At 63.1% G+C, this 16,346-nt stretch carries 17 protein-coding genes; 9 read left to right on the forward strand and 8 right to left on the reverse strand.

Features of this window, described 5'->3' with window-relative positions:
* A partial coding sequence (locus V7D81_RS20460) for an STAS/SEC14 domain-containing protein (RefSeq protein WP_324319768.1) occupies positions 1-691 on the forward strand: 691 nt, incomplete at its 5' end.
* A 30-nt stretch (positions 692-721) separates the two neighbouring features.
* Positions 722-1,888: a trans-sulfuration enzyme family protein gene (locus V7D81_RS20465; RefSeq protein ID WP_324319770.1), complete on the forward strand. Its 1,167-nt coding sequence runs from the start codon at positions 722-724 to the stop codon at positions 1,886-1,888.
* Between the two features lie 88 nt (positions 1,889-1,976).
* Here V7D81_RS20465 and aceK read toward each other — a convergent pair whose 3' ends face one another.
* Positions 1,977-3,740 (reverse strand): bifunctional isocitrate dehydrogenase kinase/phosphatase, encoded by a 1,764-nt coding sequence (gene aceK, locus V7D81_RS20470; protein WP_324319772.1) that lies wholly within the window; start codon positions 3,738-3,740, stop codon positions 1,977-1,979.
* Positions 3,741-3,990: 250 nt separating this feature from the next.
* Here aceK and htpG point away from each other — a divergent pair, with 250 nt between their 5' ends.
* Genes htpG through V7D81_RS20490 form a run of 4 tightly spaced genes read left to right on the forward strand, consistent with a single transcriptional unit; the run spans position 3,991 to position 7,468 of the window.
* Complete coding sequence (gene htpG, locus V7D81_RS20475; protein ID WP_324319774.1) at positions 3,991-5,868, forward strand: molecular chaperone HtpG; 1,878 nt, start codon at positions 3,991-3,993, stop codon at positions 5,866-5,868.
* A 24-nt stretch (positions 5,869-5,892) separates the two neighbouring features.
* Complete coding sequence (locus V7D81_RS20480) at positions 5,893-6,357, forward strand: FKBP-type peptidyl-prolyl cis-trans isomerase (protein WP_324319776.1); 465 nt, start codon at positions 5,893-5,895, stop codon at positions 6,355-6,357.
* Positions 6,354-7,001, forward strand: a complete 648-nt coding sequence (locus V7D81_RS20485) for an alpha/beta hydrolase (RefSeq protein WP_324319778.1) — start codon at positions 6,354-6,356, stop codon at positions 6,999-7,001. Before V7D81_RS20480 ends, V7D81_RS20485 begins: the two co-directional genes overlap by 4 nt.
* Positions 7,002-7,021: 20 nt before the next feature.
* Positions 7,022-7,468: a tellurite resistance TerB family protein gene (locus V7D81_RS20490; RefSeq protein WP_324319780.1), complete on the forward strand. Its 447-nt coding sequence runs from the start codon at positions 7,022-7,024 to the stop codon at positions 7,466-7,468.
* A gap of 74 nt (positions 7,469-7,542) precedes the next feature.
* Here V7D81_RS20490 and V7D81_RS20495 read toward each other — a convergent pair whose 3' ends face one another.
* From V7D81_RS20495 to V7D81_RS20520, 6 genes are all read right to left on the reverse strand, one after another.
* Positions 7,543-7,854, reverse strand: a complete 312-nt coding sequence (locus V7D81_RS20495; protein WP_324319782.1) for an HU family DNA-binding protein — start codon at positions 7,852-7,854, stop codon at positions 7,543-7,545.
* A 402-nt stretch (positions 7,855-8,256) separates the two neighbouring features.
* Complete coding sequence (locus V7D81_RS20500; RefSeq protein WP_324319784.1) at positions 8,257-8,754, reverse strand: DUF4426 domain-containing protein; 498 nt, start codon at positions 8,752-8,754, stop codon at positions 8,257-8,259.
* A 105-nt stretch (positions 8,755-8,859) separates the two neighbouring features.
* Positions 8,860-9,156 (reverse strand): DUF167 family protein, encoded by a 297-nt coding sequence (locus V7D81_RS20505; RefSeq protein ID WP_324319786.1) that lies wholly within the window; start codon positions 9,154-9,156, stop codon positions 8,860-8,862.
* A gap of 5 nt (positions 9,157-9,161) precedes the next feature.
* The gene (locus V7D81_RS20510; protein ID WP_324319788.1) at positions 9,162-9,692 is read right to left on the reverse strand and encodes a YggT family protein; all 531 of its coding nucleotides are present in this window, start codon (positions 9,690-9,692) and stop codon (positions 9,162-9,164) included.
* 29 nt (positions 9,693-9,721) lie between these two features.
* The gene (gene proC, locus V7D81_RS20515) at positions 9,722-10,537 is read right to left on the reverse strand and encodes a pyrroline-5-carboxylate reductase (protein ID WP_324319790.1); all 816 of its coding nucleotides are present in this window, start codon (positions 10,535-10,537) and stop codon (positions 9,722-9,724) included.
* Between the two features lie 69 nt (positions 10,538-10,606).
* Entirely contained in the window at positions 10,607-11,302 is a 696-nt protein-coding gene (locus V7D81_RS20520; RefSeq protein WP_324319792.1) for a YggS family pyridoxal phosphate-dependent enzyme, read from the reverse strand.
* A gap of 258 nt (positions 11,303-11,560) precedes the next feature.
* Here V7D81_RS20520 and V7D81_RS20525 point away from each other — a divergent pair, with 258 nt between their 5' ends.
* From V7D81_RS20525 to V7D81_RS20535, 3 genes are all read left to right on the forward strand, one after another.
* On the forward strand, positions 11,561-12,601 hold the full coding sequence (locus V7D81_RS20525; protein ID WP_324319793.1) for a type IV pilus twitching motility protein PilT: 1,041 nt from the start codon (positions 11,561-11,563) through the stop codon (positions 12,599-12,601).
* A gap of 105 nt (positions 12,602-12,706) precedes the next feature.
* Positions 12,707-13,870, forward strand: a complete 1,164-nt coding sequence (locus V7D81_RS20530) for a PilT/PilU family type 4a pilus ATPase (RefSeq protein ID WP_324319794.1) — start codon at positions 12,707-12,709, stop codon at positions 13,868-13,870.
* Between the two features lie 218 nt (positions 13,871-14,088).
* Positions 14,089-15,207 carry a PilT/PilU family type 4a pilus ATPase gene (locus V7D81_RS20535; protein ID WP_324319796.1) on the forward strand — a complete coding sequence of 373 codons (1,119 nt, stop codon included), beginning with the start codon at positions 14,089-14,091 and terminating at the stop codon, positions 15,205-15,207.
* Positions 15,208-15,282: 75 nt separating this feature from the next.
* Here V7D81_RS20535 and V7D81_RS20540 read toward each other — a convergent pair whose 3' ends face one another.
* Positions 15,283-16,173 (reverse strand): dihydroorotate dehydrogenase electron transfer subunit, encoded by an 891-nt coding sequence (locus V7D81_RS20540; RefSeq protein ID WP_324319798.1) that lies wholly within the window; start codon positions 16,171-16,173, stop codon positions 15,283-15,285.
* Positions 16,174-16,346 lie beyond the last annotated feature (173 nt).

Raw genomic sequence — 16,346 nt, forward strand, 5'->3', positions numbered from 1 at the left:
AGCAAGAGGCCCCCACCCTGACCCTCTCCCCTCGCTGGGGGATTCCGGCGCGCTTTCGCGCGCCTCCTCCCCGCTGCGCGGAGGAGGGGATCGGAACTCGACGCAGAAAAATCCTGGCGGCTATTGTGCGCGAATTTTCCGGAAACTCAGTGACGGAATCATTGACACTCGCGTCGGGCGTCACAGTTCTGAGCGGCCGATTTCCGCCGCGTCGCGCGCCGGCGGTATGCTGCGGCCACGACAGCCGGTCGTTCGAACCGGCCACGCAAGATGGATCTTGTGCAATCCGATGCCTTTCAAATATTCCATTCATCACGATCAGAACCTGATCCGACAGACGCTCTGGGGTGACATCACCGTCAGCGAGTTGCGCGAACTGGTGGCCGTGATGCTCGTCGATCCCGAGTACCGCAAGAAGATGAACGTGCTGGCGGATCTGCGCGAGGCCCAGGTCCGGATTCCGTACGACCAGATGGTCGAGTACTCGCAGTACATCAACAGCCTGAGCGATATCGGCCGCCAGGCGATCGTCGTCGGCCGGCAGCTGGAATTCGGCATGGCGCGGATGTACGAACAGCTCACCGAAAGCAGCGCGAAACGCCAGGATCTGCGGGTCTTCTTCTCCCTCGAAGAAGCGGAGCAGTGGATATTGCAGCCCTGCCGCAGCGCCGAGGTCTCGACGTCGTCTTGACGCAGGGTCCGGGTGTGGGATTCTTCGCCCATGAAAGCCCGCACCCGCGTCAATCATCCTCCCGCGGTCAAACTTCCCGACGACAACCGGCCGCTGGTCGCGCCGATCTACCAGTCGGTGAAGTTCACCTTCGACGACGTCGCCGAATCGCAGCGCCAGTCGCGCGGCGAGCGCGAAGGATTCCAGTACTCGCGCGTCTCCAATCCCACCTTGCGCCAGCTCGAATTGACGCTCGCCGAATTGCAGGGCCGCGACGGCTGCCTGCTGGCGTCGTCCGGCATGGGCGCCGTGAGCCTTGCGCTGCTGTCGCTGTGCCGGCAGGGCGATCACGTCGTGCTGTTCGCGGAGTCCTACCAGCCCACGCGCCACGTCGTGCGACGGCTGCTGTCGCGTTACGGTGTGCGGCACACCTTGCTGTCGATCGATGATCTCGATGCGCTGGAGGCGACGCTCGCGGCGACGCCGACCCGGCTGATCGTGTTCGAGTCGCCCACCAATCCCGTGCTCAAGATCGCCGACGTCGAACGCATCGTCGCCGCAGCCCGTCAGCACGGCGCGCTGACCGTGCTCGACAATACGTTCGCCGGCTTCCACAACCACGGACAGTTCGACATCGACGTGTTCGTGCACAGCCTGACGAAGTACGCTGCGGGCCACGGCGACGTGATGGGCGGTGCCGTCATCGCGCGTCGCGAACTGATCGATGCCATGCGCGGCGATGGCATCGTGCTCGGCGCGACGCTCGATCCGCATACGGCGTTCCTGATCCAGCGCGGTCTCAAGACATACTTCCTGCGCTACGAGCGGCAGTGCGAGAACGCGCAGGCGGTTGCGCAGTTTCTGGCTTCGCATCCCGCGGTTGCGCGTGTGTCCTATCCGGGCCTGGCGTCGCATCCGCAGCACGCGCTGGCGCAGCGCCAGATGCGCGACATGGGCACGCTCGTCAGCTTCGAACTCAGGACCGACATCGTTTCCGCCGAGCGCTTCGCCAATGCGCTCCAGCTTTTCGCCATTTCCGCCAGCCTGGGGTCGACCGAGTCGCTGGTGCAGCCCGGCCAATTGATGATGCCGCGCGATCTGGATGCGGCGCAGCGGGCGTGGGCGGGTGTTGCGGAGGCGACGATCCGGCTGTCGGTGGGTATCGAGGACAGCGCGGATCTCATCGAGGATCTGCGGCAGGCGCTGGAGAGTTCCTGAGGCTTCTCTCTGACTCTTCTGTGGGGCCGGCTTCAGCCGGCTTTTTTTAGGAGTCAGGCTGAAGCCTGACCTACAGGAAGAAAACGGATCAGATGCTGCTGAACACCCGCACCCGATGCCGGTGATACGGCAGCACTTCCATCACATCCCCTTCCTTGAGGCGCTGCTGGATGCCGCGCCACCAGTCGGCGGTGAGGATCTCGCCGTGGACCTTCAGGAAGACTTCTTTCAGGTGGGCATCGAAACCCAGGAACTGCATGAACGTCTCGGGAAAGACGTCGTTGTCGTTGACGTGATACCAGGCCTCGGCGCGCATCTCGTCTTCGTCGTTGCTGGCCTGCGGCACGTCGCGGAAGCGGCAGTCGCTGACGGCGCAGAGTTCGTCGTAGTCGTAGAAGATCACGCGGCCGTGACGGGTCACGCCGAAGTTCTTGAGCAGCAGGTCGCCGGCGAAAATGTTGGTCACTGCGAGGTCGCGGATGCACTGGCCGTAGTCGAGCACGGCGCGTTCGGCCTCTTCGCGCGTCGCATTGCGGATGTACAGATTCAGCGGCGTCATGCGCCGCTCGATGTAGATGTGATCGATGAGGAGTTCGCCGTCCTCGAAATGCACGGTGTTCGCGGCCTCGGTGCGCAGTTCCTCGATGACTGCCTCCGCGAACCGGGCGCGCGGAAACTTCAGGCGCTTGAATTCCTGCGCATCGACCAGCCGTCCGGCGCGATCGTGCTTGAAGACCATTTCGTATTTCTGCAGCACTTCCTCGCGCAGCACGTTCTTCGGGTAGGCGAAGCGGTCGCGGATGATCTTGAACACCACGTCGAACGACGGCAGCGTGAAACAGATCATCACCAGGCCCTTGTCGCCCGGGGCGTGGACGAACTGGTCGGTGCTCTGCTGCAGGTGCCGGAAGAGTTCGCGATAGCGTTCGGTCTTGCCCTGCTTGGCGCGGCCCAGCACGGTGTAAAGCTCGCTGATCGGCTTGCGCGGCAGGATGGTCTTCAGGAACACCACCGCCTGGCCGACGTGCGGCAGGTCGGCGTGGAAGTACGAGCGCGTGAAGCTGAACAGGATGCTGACCGGGCTCTCGTCCATCATCACGGCGTCGATCAGTACGCCGCTCTCGGAATTCTTGAAGCTCAGGACGAACGGGCGCATCCAGTCCCTGCCTGAAATCCGGCCGACGATGTACGCACGCGTCATCTGGTAGAACGGCACGCGGATGAACTCGATCTTTTCGACTTCCAGCGGCGGGCGGGAGGCGACGGCGTCGGCTTCGCACTGGGCGCGCACTTCGTTGGTGATGGTGCGGACGCTGCGATCGAAATCGAGATAGGGCGTACGGAAGCGGAAGTCCGCCAGCACTTCCTCGAACAGCAGTTCCAGCGAGCCGCGGTTCACGTAGACGTTGGTTTCGATCAGGTGACGGATCTCGCCGATCGGATCGAGATCGAGCGCTACGAACTCGACGGCGGCATCGACGCCCACGGTGCGGAAGGTCTGACGCGTCACCGAGTTGAAGAACGTCTTGTCGAATTCGCGATCGGGGAAGGCCTCGATCAGTTCGGTGAAGCGCCGTTTGACGCTGCTCCACAGCGCCCGTTCGGCAACGTCGTCGGCGAGCCGGGAGCGCATCTGCGCCACGGCGCGGCTGATGCACTTTTCATAGAGTTCGATGCGTTCGACTGCATCGCGCTGGCTGCCCTTCCAGTCGCGCGCCTCGAAACGCTGCGGTGCGCGGCGCGTGATGGCGCGGAACTCCGCGTTGTAGTTGGCGAAGGCTTCGACGAGTGCGGCTGCACATTCCTCGACGAGGGCGTCGCGAGGCAGGGTGGGGGTGGTGGCGGCAGACATGGGCGCGAGAGTAACCGCAAAGCGGGCGCGGGGGCACTCCGTCCTCTTGGTTCTTGTGGATCCTCTTTGCTGTGGGGCCGGCTTTAGCCGGCCTTTTCAGAGTCAGACTGAAGTCTGACCTACAGCCGGAGGCCGGCTGAAGCCGGCCCCACAGGAAGATCAAAGAGGCGCTTGAAATCCGCTGCGGGCTGCCCCATTTGCCGGCAGTCCCCTATCATTCGCGCCCTCGCGATCTCGACGGAGCCAGACGATGACCGATACCCGCGCCACCCAGACGATGGGATTCCAGGCGGAAGTGAAACAGCTGTTGCGGCTGATGATCCATTCCCTCTACAGCCACAAGGAGATCTTCCTGCGGGAACTGATTTCCAACGCCTCCGACGCGCTCGACAAGCTGCGCTTCGAGGCACTGGCGAAGCCCGATCTGACGGGCGGCGACACGAACTACGCCATCACCATCGATACCGACGATCAGGCACACACCGTCACCATCACCGACAACGGTATCGGCATGACGCGCCAGGAAGCCGTCGATCACCTGGGCACGATCGCCAAGTCCGGCACCGCGGATTTCCTGTCGAAGCTGAGCGGCGACCAGAAGCAGGATGCCCAGCTCATCGGCCAGTTCGGCGTCGGTTTCTATTCGTCGTTCATCGTTGCGGATCGGGTCGAAGTGTTCTCGCGCCGCGCCGGCCATCCGGCGAGCGAGGGCGTGCACTGGGAATCGCGGGCCGACGGCGACTTCACGGTTTCGGACGTCGATCTGCCGGAACGCGGCACGAAGATCGTGCTGCACCTGAAGGAAGCCGAGCATGAATTTGCCGATGCCTTCCGCATCCGCTCGCTGGTGCGCAAGTATTCGGATCACATCGCCTTCCCGGTGCGCATGCGCAAGTCGGACAAGGAGGCCGAGTACGAAACCGTCAATCATGCGCAGGCCCTGTGGACCCGGCCGCGCACCGAACTGAAGGACGACGACTACAAGCAGTTCTATCGCCACGTCACGCACGACTACACCGATCCGCTGGCGTGGTCGCATGGCAAGGTCGAGGGCAAGAAGGAATACACCAGCCTTCTGTACATCCCGGCGCGTGCACCGTTCGATCTGATGCATCGCGACGCCGCGCGCGGCGTCAAGCTCTATGTGCGTCGCGTGTTCATCATGGACGACGCCGAACAGTTCCTGCCGCTCTACCTGCGTTTCGTGAAAGGCGTGGTCGATTCCGCCGATCTGCCGCTGAACATCTCCCGCGAGATGCTGCAGCAGGATCCGGCCATCGACACCATCCGCACCGGCCTCGCGCGTCGTACGCTGGATCTGCTGGCGAAACTGGCCAAGGACGAGCCCGAGAAATACGCCGCGTTCTGGAAGGAATTCGGCTCGGTGATGAAGGAAGGCCCGGCCGAAGATCACGCCAATCGCGAGCGCATCGCCAAGCTGCTGCGGTTCTCGTCCACCCATACCGACAGCGAAACCCAGGACGTCTCGCTCGAGGACTACATCGCCCGCATGAAGCCGGGACAGACATCGATCTACTACGTGATCGCCGATTCGTTCGGCGCCGCGAAGTCGAGTCCGCACCTGGAAGTGCTGCGCAAGAAAGGAATCGAGGCGCTGTTGCTGTCGGATCGCGTCGACGAGTGGCTGGTGGATCACCTGCATGAGTTCGACGGCAAGAAGTTCGTCAATGCCGCGCGCGGCGAGATGGATCTGAGCGCGCTGCAGTCGGACGAGGAAAAGAAGTCGCAGGAGTCGCTGGCGAAGGAACATGCCGATCTGATCGAGCGCCTCAAGAAGTCGCTGGGAGACAGGGTCAGCGACGTGCGCGTCACGCATCGCCTCACCGAGTCGCCCGCCTGCCTGGTGCTGGGCGAGCACGATCTCGGCGCGCAGATGCGTCGTATCCTGGAAGCGGCTGGCCAGAAGGCGCCGGCGACCAAACCGGCGCTGGAAGTGAACGCGACGCACCCGTTGCTGGCGCGCATCGAGTCGACGCAGGACGAGGCCGAGTTCAACGATCTGTCGCTGCTCGTGCTCGATCAGGCGACGCTGGCCGATGGCGGCCAGTTGCCCGAGCCGGCAGCCTTCGTGCATCGGCTCAATCGCCTGTTGTTGTCGATGAAGTAACCGCAGTCCACCAACGAGGCTCCGATGCTCCGATCGATTCCGTTGCTGCTCGCCGTTGCGCTGCTCGCGGCCTGCTCGCCCAAAGCTCCGCCGGCGCCCAGCGCTTCGGCTACACCTGCGATCACCGAACTGGTCAAAACCGATGTCGTCGTCGGTACCGGCGAACCGATCGCGCAATACCAGGTCGCGGTCGTGCACTACACCGGCTGGCTCTACGATCCGGCCGCCGCCGAGCAGAAGGGCGCGAAGTTCGACAGCTCGCGTGATCGCGGCACGCCGTTCCGGTTCGCTGTCGGTGCGGGCAGCGTCATCAAGGGGTGGGATGAAGGTGTCGCCGGCATGAGCGTCGGCGGTCGTCGCCTGCTGATCGTGCCGGCGGAGCTGGGTTATGGCGATCGGGGCGCCGGCCGCGTGATTCCGCCGGGAGCCACGTTGCTGTTCGACGTCGAACTGCTCGCGATCGAGCCCGCGCAAGTGAAGTCTCGATGAGCCTCAACGCGCCTCGACCGGTGACGCAGGCCGTCACCATTGCCGGTCCGGCGGGCGTGCTGGAAGCCATCGTCGACACGCCGCCCGACAGCGCTGCGACGCAGATCGCCGTGATCTGTCATCCGCACCCGCTGTACGGCGGCACCATGACCAACAAGGTCGTGCACATGCTCGCCAAGGCGTGTAACGATCTTGGCGTGCCGGCGGTGCGCTTCAACTATCGGGGTGTTGGCGCAAGTGCTGGCGCCTATGCGGAAGGCGATGGCGAGACGGACGATGCGATCGCCGTGCTCGACTGGGCGCGTGAACGCTGGCCGGGCGCCGGATTGTGGCTCGGTGGGTTTTCGTTCGGCGGTGCCGTCGCGATTCGCGCCGCAGTGCGTCGTGACGTCCGCAGACTGATTACAGTCGCGCCCGCCATCCGGCGCGTCGCGGTGGATGCTGCAAACCTGCCGACCTGTCCCTGGCTGATCGTACAGGGCGATGACGACGAACTCGTCGACGTGGCGGATATCCAACGCTGGGTGGCGACGCTGCCGGTGCCGCCCGAACTGGTCATGCTGCAGGGCGTGCAGCATTTCTTTCACGGCCGCATGAACGATCTGCGGCAGGTCGTGCTCGACTGGGTACGTCGGACGTCCTGAAAATCGTCGCGGAGGAATCGGTGCTGGCTCAACTCAGGAAAATCTTCGGCAGCGAACCGGCTCCCGCCGGCCTGCTGCAGATCCGCGAACCGCTGGATCTCGCGATTGCATCGCTGCTCGTGGAGCTGGCGCGTGCGGATTTCTCCGAATCGGAAGCCGAACTCGAGGCGATCCGCCATGTGCTGGCGCGACGCTTCGGTGCGAGCGCCGAAACGGTGAATGAATTGATCAACCGCGCCATGCACCGGGCGGACCGGGCGGTTTCCCTGCACGAATTCACGCATCGGCTCAACACCGAGCTGCCGCACGACGACAAGCTCGCCATCATCGAAATGCTGTGGGAAGTGAGTCACGCTGATGGGCGCATCGACAAGCACGAGGAACATCTGGTGCAGCGCGTGGCGGGGCTGCTGCACATCTCGGATCGCGATCGGATCCGGTTGAAACTCAAGACGATCGTGGGGTAGATCTGTAGGTCAGGTTTCAGCCTGACTTCCAGAAGAGGCCGGCTGAAGCCGGCCCCACAGGGAGAACCGATGGATCAGTTCACCATTTCCTTGAGGCTCTTCAGAGCCGCAATGCGAACCTTCTTGCTGGCCGGCTTGGCCTTGAACTGCATCTTCTCGCCCGTGAACGGATTCACGCCTTCACGTGCCTTCGTCGCAGGCTTCTTCACGACCTTCATCTTCAGCAGGCCAGGCAGCGTGAACAGTCCCGAGCCCTTCAGGCTCTTCTTCACGACGCCGCCCAGCGATTCGAATACATCGCTGACCTGCTTCTTGGCCAGGCCGGTGTCCTTCGAAATCTGAGCGAGGATCTCCGACTTGGTCGGGGCTGCATTCTTTTTCGCCATTTCTAATCTCCTGTGGATGTGACGATTCGCGCCCGCTTTGTGTGTGACAGGTCGCGCCGGTTTGCAAGACGCGCGGGAAAATAGCACAAGATTTCACGGGAAATAAGCAGCGCGCGATCTTTTTTAGCTATTTTTTCAGGGTTTTTACGCGGTCAGCGGCTCGTCGTTGTCGTGCGACGGTTCTCTCGCGGTGCAAATCGTTTCGTGGCTGCAAGAAGAGAAGAGGTTGCACACGGAGATCACGGAGATCACAGAGACCTGAAGGGCGATCCTCTTCCTGTGGGGCCGGCTTCAGCCGGCCTCTTCAAGTGCAAAGGCCGGCTGAAGCCGGCCCCACAGAAGAACCACTTGTCTTGAACTCTGTGTTCTCCGTGATCTCCGTGTGAAATTCTTCTTCCGGAATCAACTCGCGTCGAACTCGCGCTTCAGCTTGACTTCCAGCGCACCGTTTTCGCCCTCGGGCGTGACCTTGATGTCGAAGACGAGGATTTCCGAGCCGCTGATGGAGGTTTCGCCGATGTAGTAGATGGCTTCGCCTTCGGCGACGCGACGCATGTCCATGTTCTTCAGCTGGCCGTTCAAGTTGTAGGCATCGACCTGGACGGCGGCGTTCATGGGCTTGCGGGGCGCTTTGTCGGCGTCCTTGTGCAGCAGCGTCACGTTGAGCATCACGCGGTTCTTGCTGCGCTGGATGCCGTAGGTGCGTGCGATGTCGGGGGAGAGGGTGTCGGTTCGAAGTGCGTTGAAGTGAACTTCGTAATTGCCGAAGTCCTTGAAGGTTTCGCTCAGTTCCTGTGCCGGCGGAGCCTTCGCCTGCGGTGCGTCATTGCAGCCCGTCAGTGTCGCGAGTGCGCCCAGCAGCAGCGCGATGCCCGTTCCAGCCCTGATGATCGCTCGCATCGGCATGGCCTCTTCTTGTGGCAGCGGTGCAGCGCTGCGTTCGCCGGACTATAGACCAATGCGTGCGCGTCGCGGCAGGGTGAGAGCGGCAGGTAGATTCCGCAGTCAGCGCGCGGCGGCGAGCGCGCTGATTTCCGGCGGCACCTTGCGCGGTGTGTCGATGCGAACCGTCTTGGCGCGGCCCGCTTCGCCCCGCAGCAGCGTCACCTGCGAGCGCGGTACATCGAACACGGTCGCCAGCCATTCGACGAGATGCCGGTTGGCCTTGCCATCGACCGGCGGTGCGGTGATGCGGATGCGCAGTCGTTCGCCGTGGAGGCCGACGATCTCGTCGCGTGAAGCACCGGGCTGGACCTGCAGTTGCAGGAGCAGCGCCGTACCCTGCCAGTGGACGGCGGGCATGGCGATCAGCTGATGAGGATGTACAGCGCCTGCAGGCCGATGATGACGAACAGTGCGGAAAAATCGATGCCGGCGATGGCCGGGATGATCCGGCGCACGGGACGCAGCAGCGGTTCGCACAGGCTCTGCAGCAACGAGGCCGCGGGGCTGTACGTGCCCGGCGCGACCCAGCTCAGCAGGATGTAAAGGAACAGGGCGTACGTATAGAAGAGCAGAATCGTGTCGAGCAGGCTGAAGAGCGCGATGCGCAGGAACCAGCCCGTTCCCAACAGTCCCGGGTACGCCATCAGCAGCCAGAGGATGCCGGTGGCCGCGAGCTGGACCAGCAGCAGCGCGACGATCGACGCGGTATCGACCTTGCCGATCGGCGGCACGATCCTGCGCAGGGGCAGCACCAGCGGATTGGTCATCCGGATGACGGCCTGGGAAAGCTGGTTGCGCGAATCGGCGCGCGCCAGCGGCAGCAGCACGCGCAGCAGAAAGACCACGATGACGATCTGCAGCAGGGCGCGGACGATGAAGATCAATGCATCCATTGGAATCGCGGGAGCCTGAGAGTTGCTTCTTATCCGCCGAACTCGTCGGCCAGTTCCGCGGAGCGTCGCGCGGCGGCGGCGACAGCGGCCGAAAAGATAGCACGGACTTCTTTCGACTCCAGGACGTCGAGCGCCGCCTGCGTCGTGCCGCCCTTGGAGGTCACCTGCTGGCGCAACGTGGCGGGCGAATCGCTCGATTCGCGCGCCATGCGTCCGGAGCCGTAGGCGGTTTCGACCGCGAGCTGCCGGCTCGTTTCCGGCGACAGGCCCAGCTGGATGCCGGCCTGTTCGAGCATTTCGATCAGCAGGAAGAAATATGCGGGGCCGCTGCCCGAGACTGCGGTGACCACGTCCATCTGCGCTTCCTGCTCCAGCCACAGCGTCTTGCCTACGGCGCTGAGCAGGTCGGCGGCGATGCGCCGATGCTCGGCTGACACTTCAGGCGTCGCAAACAGGCCGGTCATGCCGCAGCCTTCGAGCGCCGGGCGATTCGGCATGCAGCGCACGACCGGTGCGCCCTTCGACCAGTGGCGGATGTCGCTGGCGCGAATGCCGGCAGCGACGGAAATGAGCAGCGGCTGCTTCGGCAGCGCGCCCGCGAGTGCCGTCGTGACAGTGCGCATCTCCTGCGGCTTGACCGCCAGCACGATGACATCGGCGCCGGTCGCGGCTTCCAGGTTGCTGGTCGTGCCGCGCACGCCGAACTGTCGCTGCAGCGATTCGAGCTGCGCCGGCATCGGATCCGCGACAGTCATGAGCTTCGCGTCGCGACCGCGCGCGATCAATCCGCCGATGAGACTGCGGGCCATGTTGCCGCCGCCGATGAAACAGAGGGTATGAGGCATGGGAATCGGTCGATGATTGAAACGGGTGGATGAGTGCAAACCGGATCGACCCCCGCCGTCAAGCATCCCTCAGGCGGGTCGGCGTTCTCCGAACAGGGCCGTGCCTACGCGTACGTACGTCGCGCCGGCCGCGATCGCGGCTTCGAGATCGCCGGACATGCCCATCGACAGGGTGTCCACGTCGAAGCCGGCCGCCTGTAGTTCCTGCAGCAGGTTCGCCACGCGATCGAACAGCTGCTTCTGTTCCGCGAACGATTCGCGCGGCGGCGGCAATGCCATGAGTCCCCGCAGCTTCAGGCGCGGCAGGTCGCGCACCCGCGCGGCCAGGTCGGCGATCTGCGCCGGTTCGGCGCCTCCCTTGCCCGCTTCCTCCTCCAGCCGGACTTCCAGGCACACATTAATAGGAGGCAGGTGTTCCGGACGCTGCTCGTTCAGGCGCAGCGCGATGCGCTCGCGATCCAGCGTGTGAACCCAGGCGAAGGACTCGGCGATCGTGCGGGTCTTGTTGCTCTGGATCTGTCCGGTGAAGTGCCAGGTGATCGGCAGATCCCTGAGTGCCTCGAGCTTGGGCATGGCTTCCTGCAGATAGTTTTCGCCGAAATCGCGTTGCCCCAGTTCCGCCAGCGCGCGGATGGCGGCGGCCGGCTGTCCCTTGCTGATTGCGACCAGGCTGACAGATCCGGCCGGGCGGCCTGCACGAGTCGTCGCAGATGCGATGCGCGTCCGGGTCATCGCGAAGCGTTCTGTCAGATCATGTTCCGGCATTCAACTTCATCCAGTTCGCCCCACCGTTTCTCGCGTTGCACATCTCGCATTGCGCACCGGGGAATCGAGAAGTCGGATCGGATGTCCGCAGGCCAGGGCCTTTCCGGCCTAAAACTGCGGACTAGTTAACATATTTGGCGCGTAATCGCTCCGCTATACTCGAAACAGCGTGTCGCCGTGCGGGCTTCGGCCGCGGGCGCAACGCATGCACCGGTTTGCGAAGCTCACGCGTGCACGCACGACTTTAAGGACTTCTTCATGCCCGTCGATATCGCGCAGTTGCTCGCGTTCGCCGTCAAGAACAATGCCTCGGACCTGCACCTGTCCGCGGGCGTGCCGCCGATGATCCGCGTCGACGGCGACATGAAGCGTATCAACATGCCGTCACTGACCCACAAGGAAGTGCACAGCATGGTGTACGACATCATGAACGACAAGCAGCGCAAGGCTTACGAGGAATTCTACGAGACGGACTTTTCCTTCGAGATTCCCAAGCTCGCGCGCTTCCGCGTCAATGCGTTCAACCAGAACCGCGGCGCCGGCGCCGTGTTCCGCACGATTCCGTCGCTGATCATGTCGCTCGACGACCTGAACGCGCCGAAGATCTTCAAGGACATTTCCATGCATCCCCGCGGCCTCGTGCTGGTGACCGGTCCGACCGGTTCCGGCAAGTCGACCACGCTCGCGGCGATGATCAACTACATCAACGACAACAAGCCCGATCACATCATCACGATCGAAGACCCGATCGAGTTCGTGCACGAGAGCAAGCGCTCGCTGGTCAACCAGCGCGAAGTGCACCGCGACACGCTCGGCTTCTCCGAAGCGCTGCGCTCGGCGCTGCGCGAAGACCCCGACATCGTGCTGGTCGGCGAAATGCGCGACCTGGAAACCGTGCGCCTCGCACTGACCGCCGCCGAAACCGGCCACCTGGTGTTCGGCACCCTGCACACGACCTCGGCCGCCAAGACCATCGACCGTATCGTCGACGTGTTTCCGGCCGCGGAGAAAGAAATGGTGCGGACCATGCTGTCCGAATCGCTGCGCGCCGTCATTTCCCAGACGCTGCTCAAGCGCATCGGCGGCGGTCGCGTCGCCGCGCACGAGATCATGATCGGCACGCCTGCGATTCGTAACCTGATCCGCGAAGGCAAGATCGCGCAGATGTACTCGGCGATCCAGACCGGCCAGTCCTCAGGGATGCAGACGCTCGACCAGTGCCTGACCGAGTTGCTGCAGAAAGGCCTGATCTCCAAGGAAGAGGCGCGGTTCAGGGCGCAGAACAAGGATGCGTTCTGAGATGAGGCTACAGGCTACAGGCTGCGGGCTACGACAGGAGCAGTCTGACTTTTCCGACGCTGGCTGTGGCCTGTTGGCCGTCGCCCGTCGCCAGCGGAGCTGAGAATGGAACGCGAACAAGCCATCAAACTGATGCAGGACCTGCTCAAGCGCCTCGTCGAGCGCAAGGGCTCCGACCTGTTCATCACCTCGGGATTTCCGCCGGCCATCAAGGTCGACGGCGAGATCCGGCCGCAGTCGGAACGCATCCTGACGCCCGAGCAGAGTGCGGTGCTGGTGCGTTCGATCATGAACGACAAGCAGACCCGCGAATTCGACGCCAGCAAGGAGTGTAATTTCGCGATCGCGCCCGCCGGCATCGGCCGTTTCCGCGTCAGCGCCTTCGTGCAGCAGGGCCTGATCGGCTGCGTGGTGCGAACCATCAACGCCAAGATCCCGACGCTCGAAGAAATGCAGCTGCCGCCGGTCCTCAAGGACATCGTCATGACCAAGCGCGGCCTGGTCATCCTCGTCGGCGGCACCGGTTCCGGTAAATCGACATCGCTCGCCGCGATGCTCAACTACCGCAATGAGAAGACCCGCGGCCACATCATCACGATCGAAGATCCGGTCGAATACGTCCACGACCACAAGGGCTGCGTGATCACGCATCGCGAAGTCGGCGTCGACACCGAGTCCTGGCACATGGCGCTCAAGAACACGCTGCGTCAGGCGCCCGACGTCATCCTGATCGGCGAAATCCGCGACCGCGACACCATGGAGTACGGCATCCAGTTCGCCGAAACCGGCCACCTCGTGCTCGCCACCCTGCACGCCAACAGCGCCAACCAGGCGCTGGACCGCATCATCAACTTCTTCCCGGAAGAACGTCGCGAACAGTTGCTGATGGATCTGTCATTGAATACCCGCGCGCTGATCTCGCAGCGCCTGATCCCGCGCGAATCCGGCTCCGGCCGCATCGCCGCGATGGAAATCATGCTCAATTCGCCGCTGATCGCCGACCTGATCTTCAAGGGCGAAGTCGCGGCCATCAAGGAAGTCATGTCCAAGTCGAACCGGCTGGGCATGAAGACCTTCGACCAGTCGCTGTTCGAGCTGTACGAGGCCGGCATGATTTCCTATGAAGATGCGCTGCGTAACGCCGACTCGAAGAACGAAGTCCGGCTGCGCATCAAGCTGGAAAGCAAGCGCGAGATGAAGATTTCCGATGAAGCGGGCAACAGCCTGCGCATCATGGAAGACGAGACCGATCATACGTTCGGCAGGTAAGAGGTTCGGAGTTTCACACGGAGGTCACGGAGACCACGGAGCAGAGAAGAGAGAAAAAGAAATAATTTCCACGGGGGACACGGGGAACACGGGGCTCGGAACAGAAAAATCTTTTCTTGTCCCCGTGCTCCCCGTGCTCCCCGTGTCCCCCGTGGAAATTCTTCTTGTCTCCGTGGTCTCCGTGACCTCCGTGTGAAACTCTTCAGTCCGAGAAGGCTATGGCAGTAGACAGCGAAGTGATGGATGCCGGGAGCACGGGCAGCGAAGAGCGGCCGGTCGTTCTCAATACCAAGCCACTGTTCAAGTTGATGGTGGACAAGCGCGCGTCCGACCTGTTCTTCACGTCGTATGCGCCGATCAAGATCAAGATCGAGGGCCAGATCTTTCCGGTCAACAAGCAGATGCTGACGCCGGAAGTCGTGCGCCAGGCTGCCTATGGCCTGATGACGCAGGAACAGATCGAGGCGTTCAACGAAGAACTCGAAATCGACTTCGCGATTTCCGAGCCGGGACTTGGCCGCTTCCGCATCAACGTGTTTCACCAGCGCGGCAATCCTGCGATGGTGCTGCGCTACATCACAGCCGACATGCCGCGGCTCGACGATCTCGGGCTGCCGGAGATCCTCAAGGATCTGGTGATGATGAAGCGCGGCCTGCTGCTGATGGTCGGTGCGACCGGCTCGGGCAAGTCGACGACGCTTGCGTCGATGATCAACTACCGCAACGAGAATTCATCGGATCACATCATCACGATCGAAGATCCGATCGAGTTCCTGCACTCCAACAAGAAGTCCATCGTCAATCAGCGCGAAGTCGGTCTCGACACAAAGTCGTACGCTCGCGCCCTGAAAAGCGCGATGCGCGCAGCGCCCGACATGCTGCTGATCGGCGAAATCCGCGACCGCGAAACGATGGAGTCGGCCATCATGCTGGCCGGCACGGGTCACCTGGTGCTGGCGACCTTGCATGCGAACAACGCGGCCGAAACGCTGGATCGCTGCATCAACATGTTCCCGCTCGACCAGCACACCCAGATCTTCCTCGACCTGTCGCAGTACCTGCGCGCGATCATTGCGCAGCGACTGATTCCGGGTAAGAACAAGCGCCGCGTCGCCGCGGTCGAACTGCTGATCAACACGCCGCACGTGCAGGAGCTGATCAAGAAGGGCGACGTCATCGGCGCCAAGGAAGCGCTGCGCACCAGCAGCGAGAAAGGCATGCAGCACTTCGATACGGCGCTGTACGAACTGTACAAGGCGGGCCGCATCACGATGGAAGATGCGCTGAACTACGCGGATTCGCGCACGAATCTGGAAGCGAAGATCAACTTCGGATGAGAGAGGCTGAGGCCGCAAAGACCGGATAAAAGAACTCGATTTCTTTTATGCGGTCTTTGCGGCTCTCGGTCTGTCTCAGGCGTTGAACACCGCAGCGGCGTCGAAGACCGGCCCATCCACGCACACCCGCTTCATCGCCGGTCCATTCGGCGTCGCGACCTTCACCGCGCAGCCGGCGCAGCCGCCGACGGCGCAGGCCATGAATTCTTCGAGCGAAACCTGGCATGGGATGTCGAAGCGTTTCGCGACCGCGGCAGCGGCCGTGAGCATGACGGTCGGGCCGCACGCGAATATCTCGACTTGCGCGAGTGCAGCGCGATCCAGCGACCCCAGCCATGCAGCTGCGAGATCGGTGACGTAGCCATCGAAGCAGCCCGGATAACCCGCGAGGCTGGCGAGCCGGCTCGGCACGCCCCATTCATCGAGCAGCGGCATGCAGGCGATGGCGCCTTCGGGCATCCCGGGTACAAGAATCGTCGACGGGCGCGAGCGGAAGGGGAAGGGCACTTCCGATCCCATCAGCACCAGCGGCTTCCAGTCCGCATCACTGCGTTCGCGCAGCGCCTCGGCGAGAAAGACCATGGGCGGAATGCCCACGCCGCCGCCGACCAGCAGCGTGCGCGGTCGCCCGGGATGCGGCACGAAGCTGTTGCCGATCGGGCCGAGCGTGCTGATGCGATCGCCGGCCTTCTTCGCCGACAGCAGATGCAGGCCGTGGCCGACGATCTTGTACAGCACCTCCACCGTGCCGCGCTGCGCATCGACCCGCATGATCGACAACGGTCGCCGCATCGGCAGCGATTCATCGCAGGTCAGGTGCACGAACGATCCCGGCTGCGCCGTCGCGGCGCACTTCGGCGCCTTCAGTTTCAGGACGAACTGGTTCGCGTCGAACGCCGTCTGCGCGACGACTTCGGCGTCTTCGAGGAAGATGGTGCCGCGGTGGGGTTTGCTTGGATTGTTCATCTGTTGTGGGTCAGGCTTTAGCCTGACATCTGAGGCCGGCTGAAGCCGGCCCCACAGGAAGAGGCTGCCTCGTTCTCACTTCAGTTGCCGCCGCGCCTGGACGTTGCGGGCAATGGTGGCCAGCACGGCCATGCGTACGGCGACACCGTTTGTGACCTGCTGCTGGATGACCG

The organism is Povalibacter sp., assembly GCF_036735925.1.
Lineage (GTDB): Bacteria > Pseudomonadota > Gammaproteobacteria > Steroidobacterales > Steroidobacteraceae > Steroidobacter.

Bases quoted from the DNA above. Each gene is read 5' to 3' on its own strand.
- V7D81_RS20495 (WP_324319782.1), bottom strand. From the start codon at position 7,854: ATGGCGAAAAAGAATGCAGCCCCGACCAAGTCGGAGATCCTCGCTCAG.
- V7D81_RS20500 (WP_324319784.1), bottom strand. From the start codon at position 8,754: ATGCGAGCGATCATCAGGGCTGGAACGGGCATCGCGCTGCTGCTGGGC.
- proC (WP_324319790.1), bottom strand. From the start codon at position 10,537: ATGCCTCATACCCTCTGTTTCATCGGCGGCGGCAACATGGCCCGCAGT.
- V7D81_RS20520 (WP_324319792.1), bottom strand. From the start codon at position 11,302: ATGCCGGAACATGATCTGACAGAACGCTTCGCGATGACCCGGACGCGC.
- V7D81_RS20530 (WP_324319794.1), top strand. From the start codon at position 12,707: ATGGAACGCGAACAAGCCATCAAACTGATGCAGGACCTGCTCAAGCGC.
- aceK (WP_324319772.1), bottom strand. From the start codon at position 3,740: ATGTCTGCCGCCACCACCCCCACCCTGCCTCGCGACGCCCTCGTCGAG.
- V7D81_RS20505 (WP_324319786.1), bottom strand. From the start codon at position 9,156: ATGCCCGCCGTCCACTGGCAGGGTACGGCGCTGCTCCTGCAACTGCAG.
- V7D81_RS20510 (WP_324319788.1), bottom strand. From the start codon at position 9,692: ATGGATGCATTGATCTTCATCGTCCGCGCCCTGCTGCAGATCGTCATC.
- V7D81_RS20485 (WP_324319778.1), top strand. From the start codon at position 6,354: ATGAGCCTCAACGCGCCTCGACCGGTGACGCAGGCCGTCACCATTGCC.
- V7D81_RS20465 (WP_324319770.1), top strand. From the start codon at position 722: ATGAAAGCCCGCACCCGCGTCAATCATCCTCCCGCGGTCAAACTTCCC.
- V7D81_RS20540 (WP_324319798.1), bottom strand. From the start codon at position 16,173: ATGAACAATCCAAGCAAACCCCACCGCGGCACCATCTTCCTCGAAGAC.
- V7D81_RS20535 (WP_324319796.1), top strand. From the start codon at position 14,089: ATGGCAGTAGACAGCGAAGTGATGGATGCCGGGAGCACGGGCAGCGAA.
- htpG (WP_324319774.1), top strand. From the start codon at position 3,991: ATGACCGATACCCGCGCCACCCAGACGATGGGATTCCAGGCGGAAGTG.
- V7D81_RS20480 (WP_324319776.1), top strand. From the start codon at position 5,893: ATGCTCCGATCGATTCCGTTGCTGCTCGCCGTTGCGCTGCTCGCGGCC.
- V7D81_RS20525 (WP_324319793.1), top strand. From the start codon at position 11,561: ATGCCCGTCGATATCGCGCAGTTGCTCGCGTTCGCCGTCAAGAACAAT.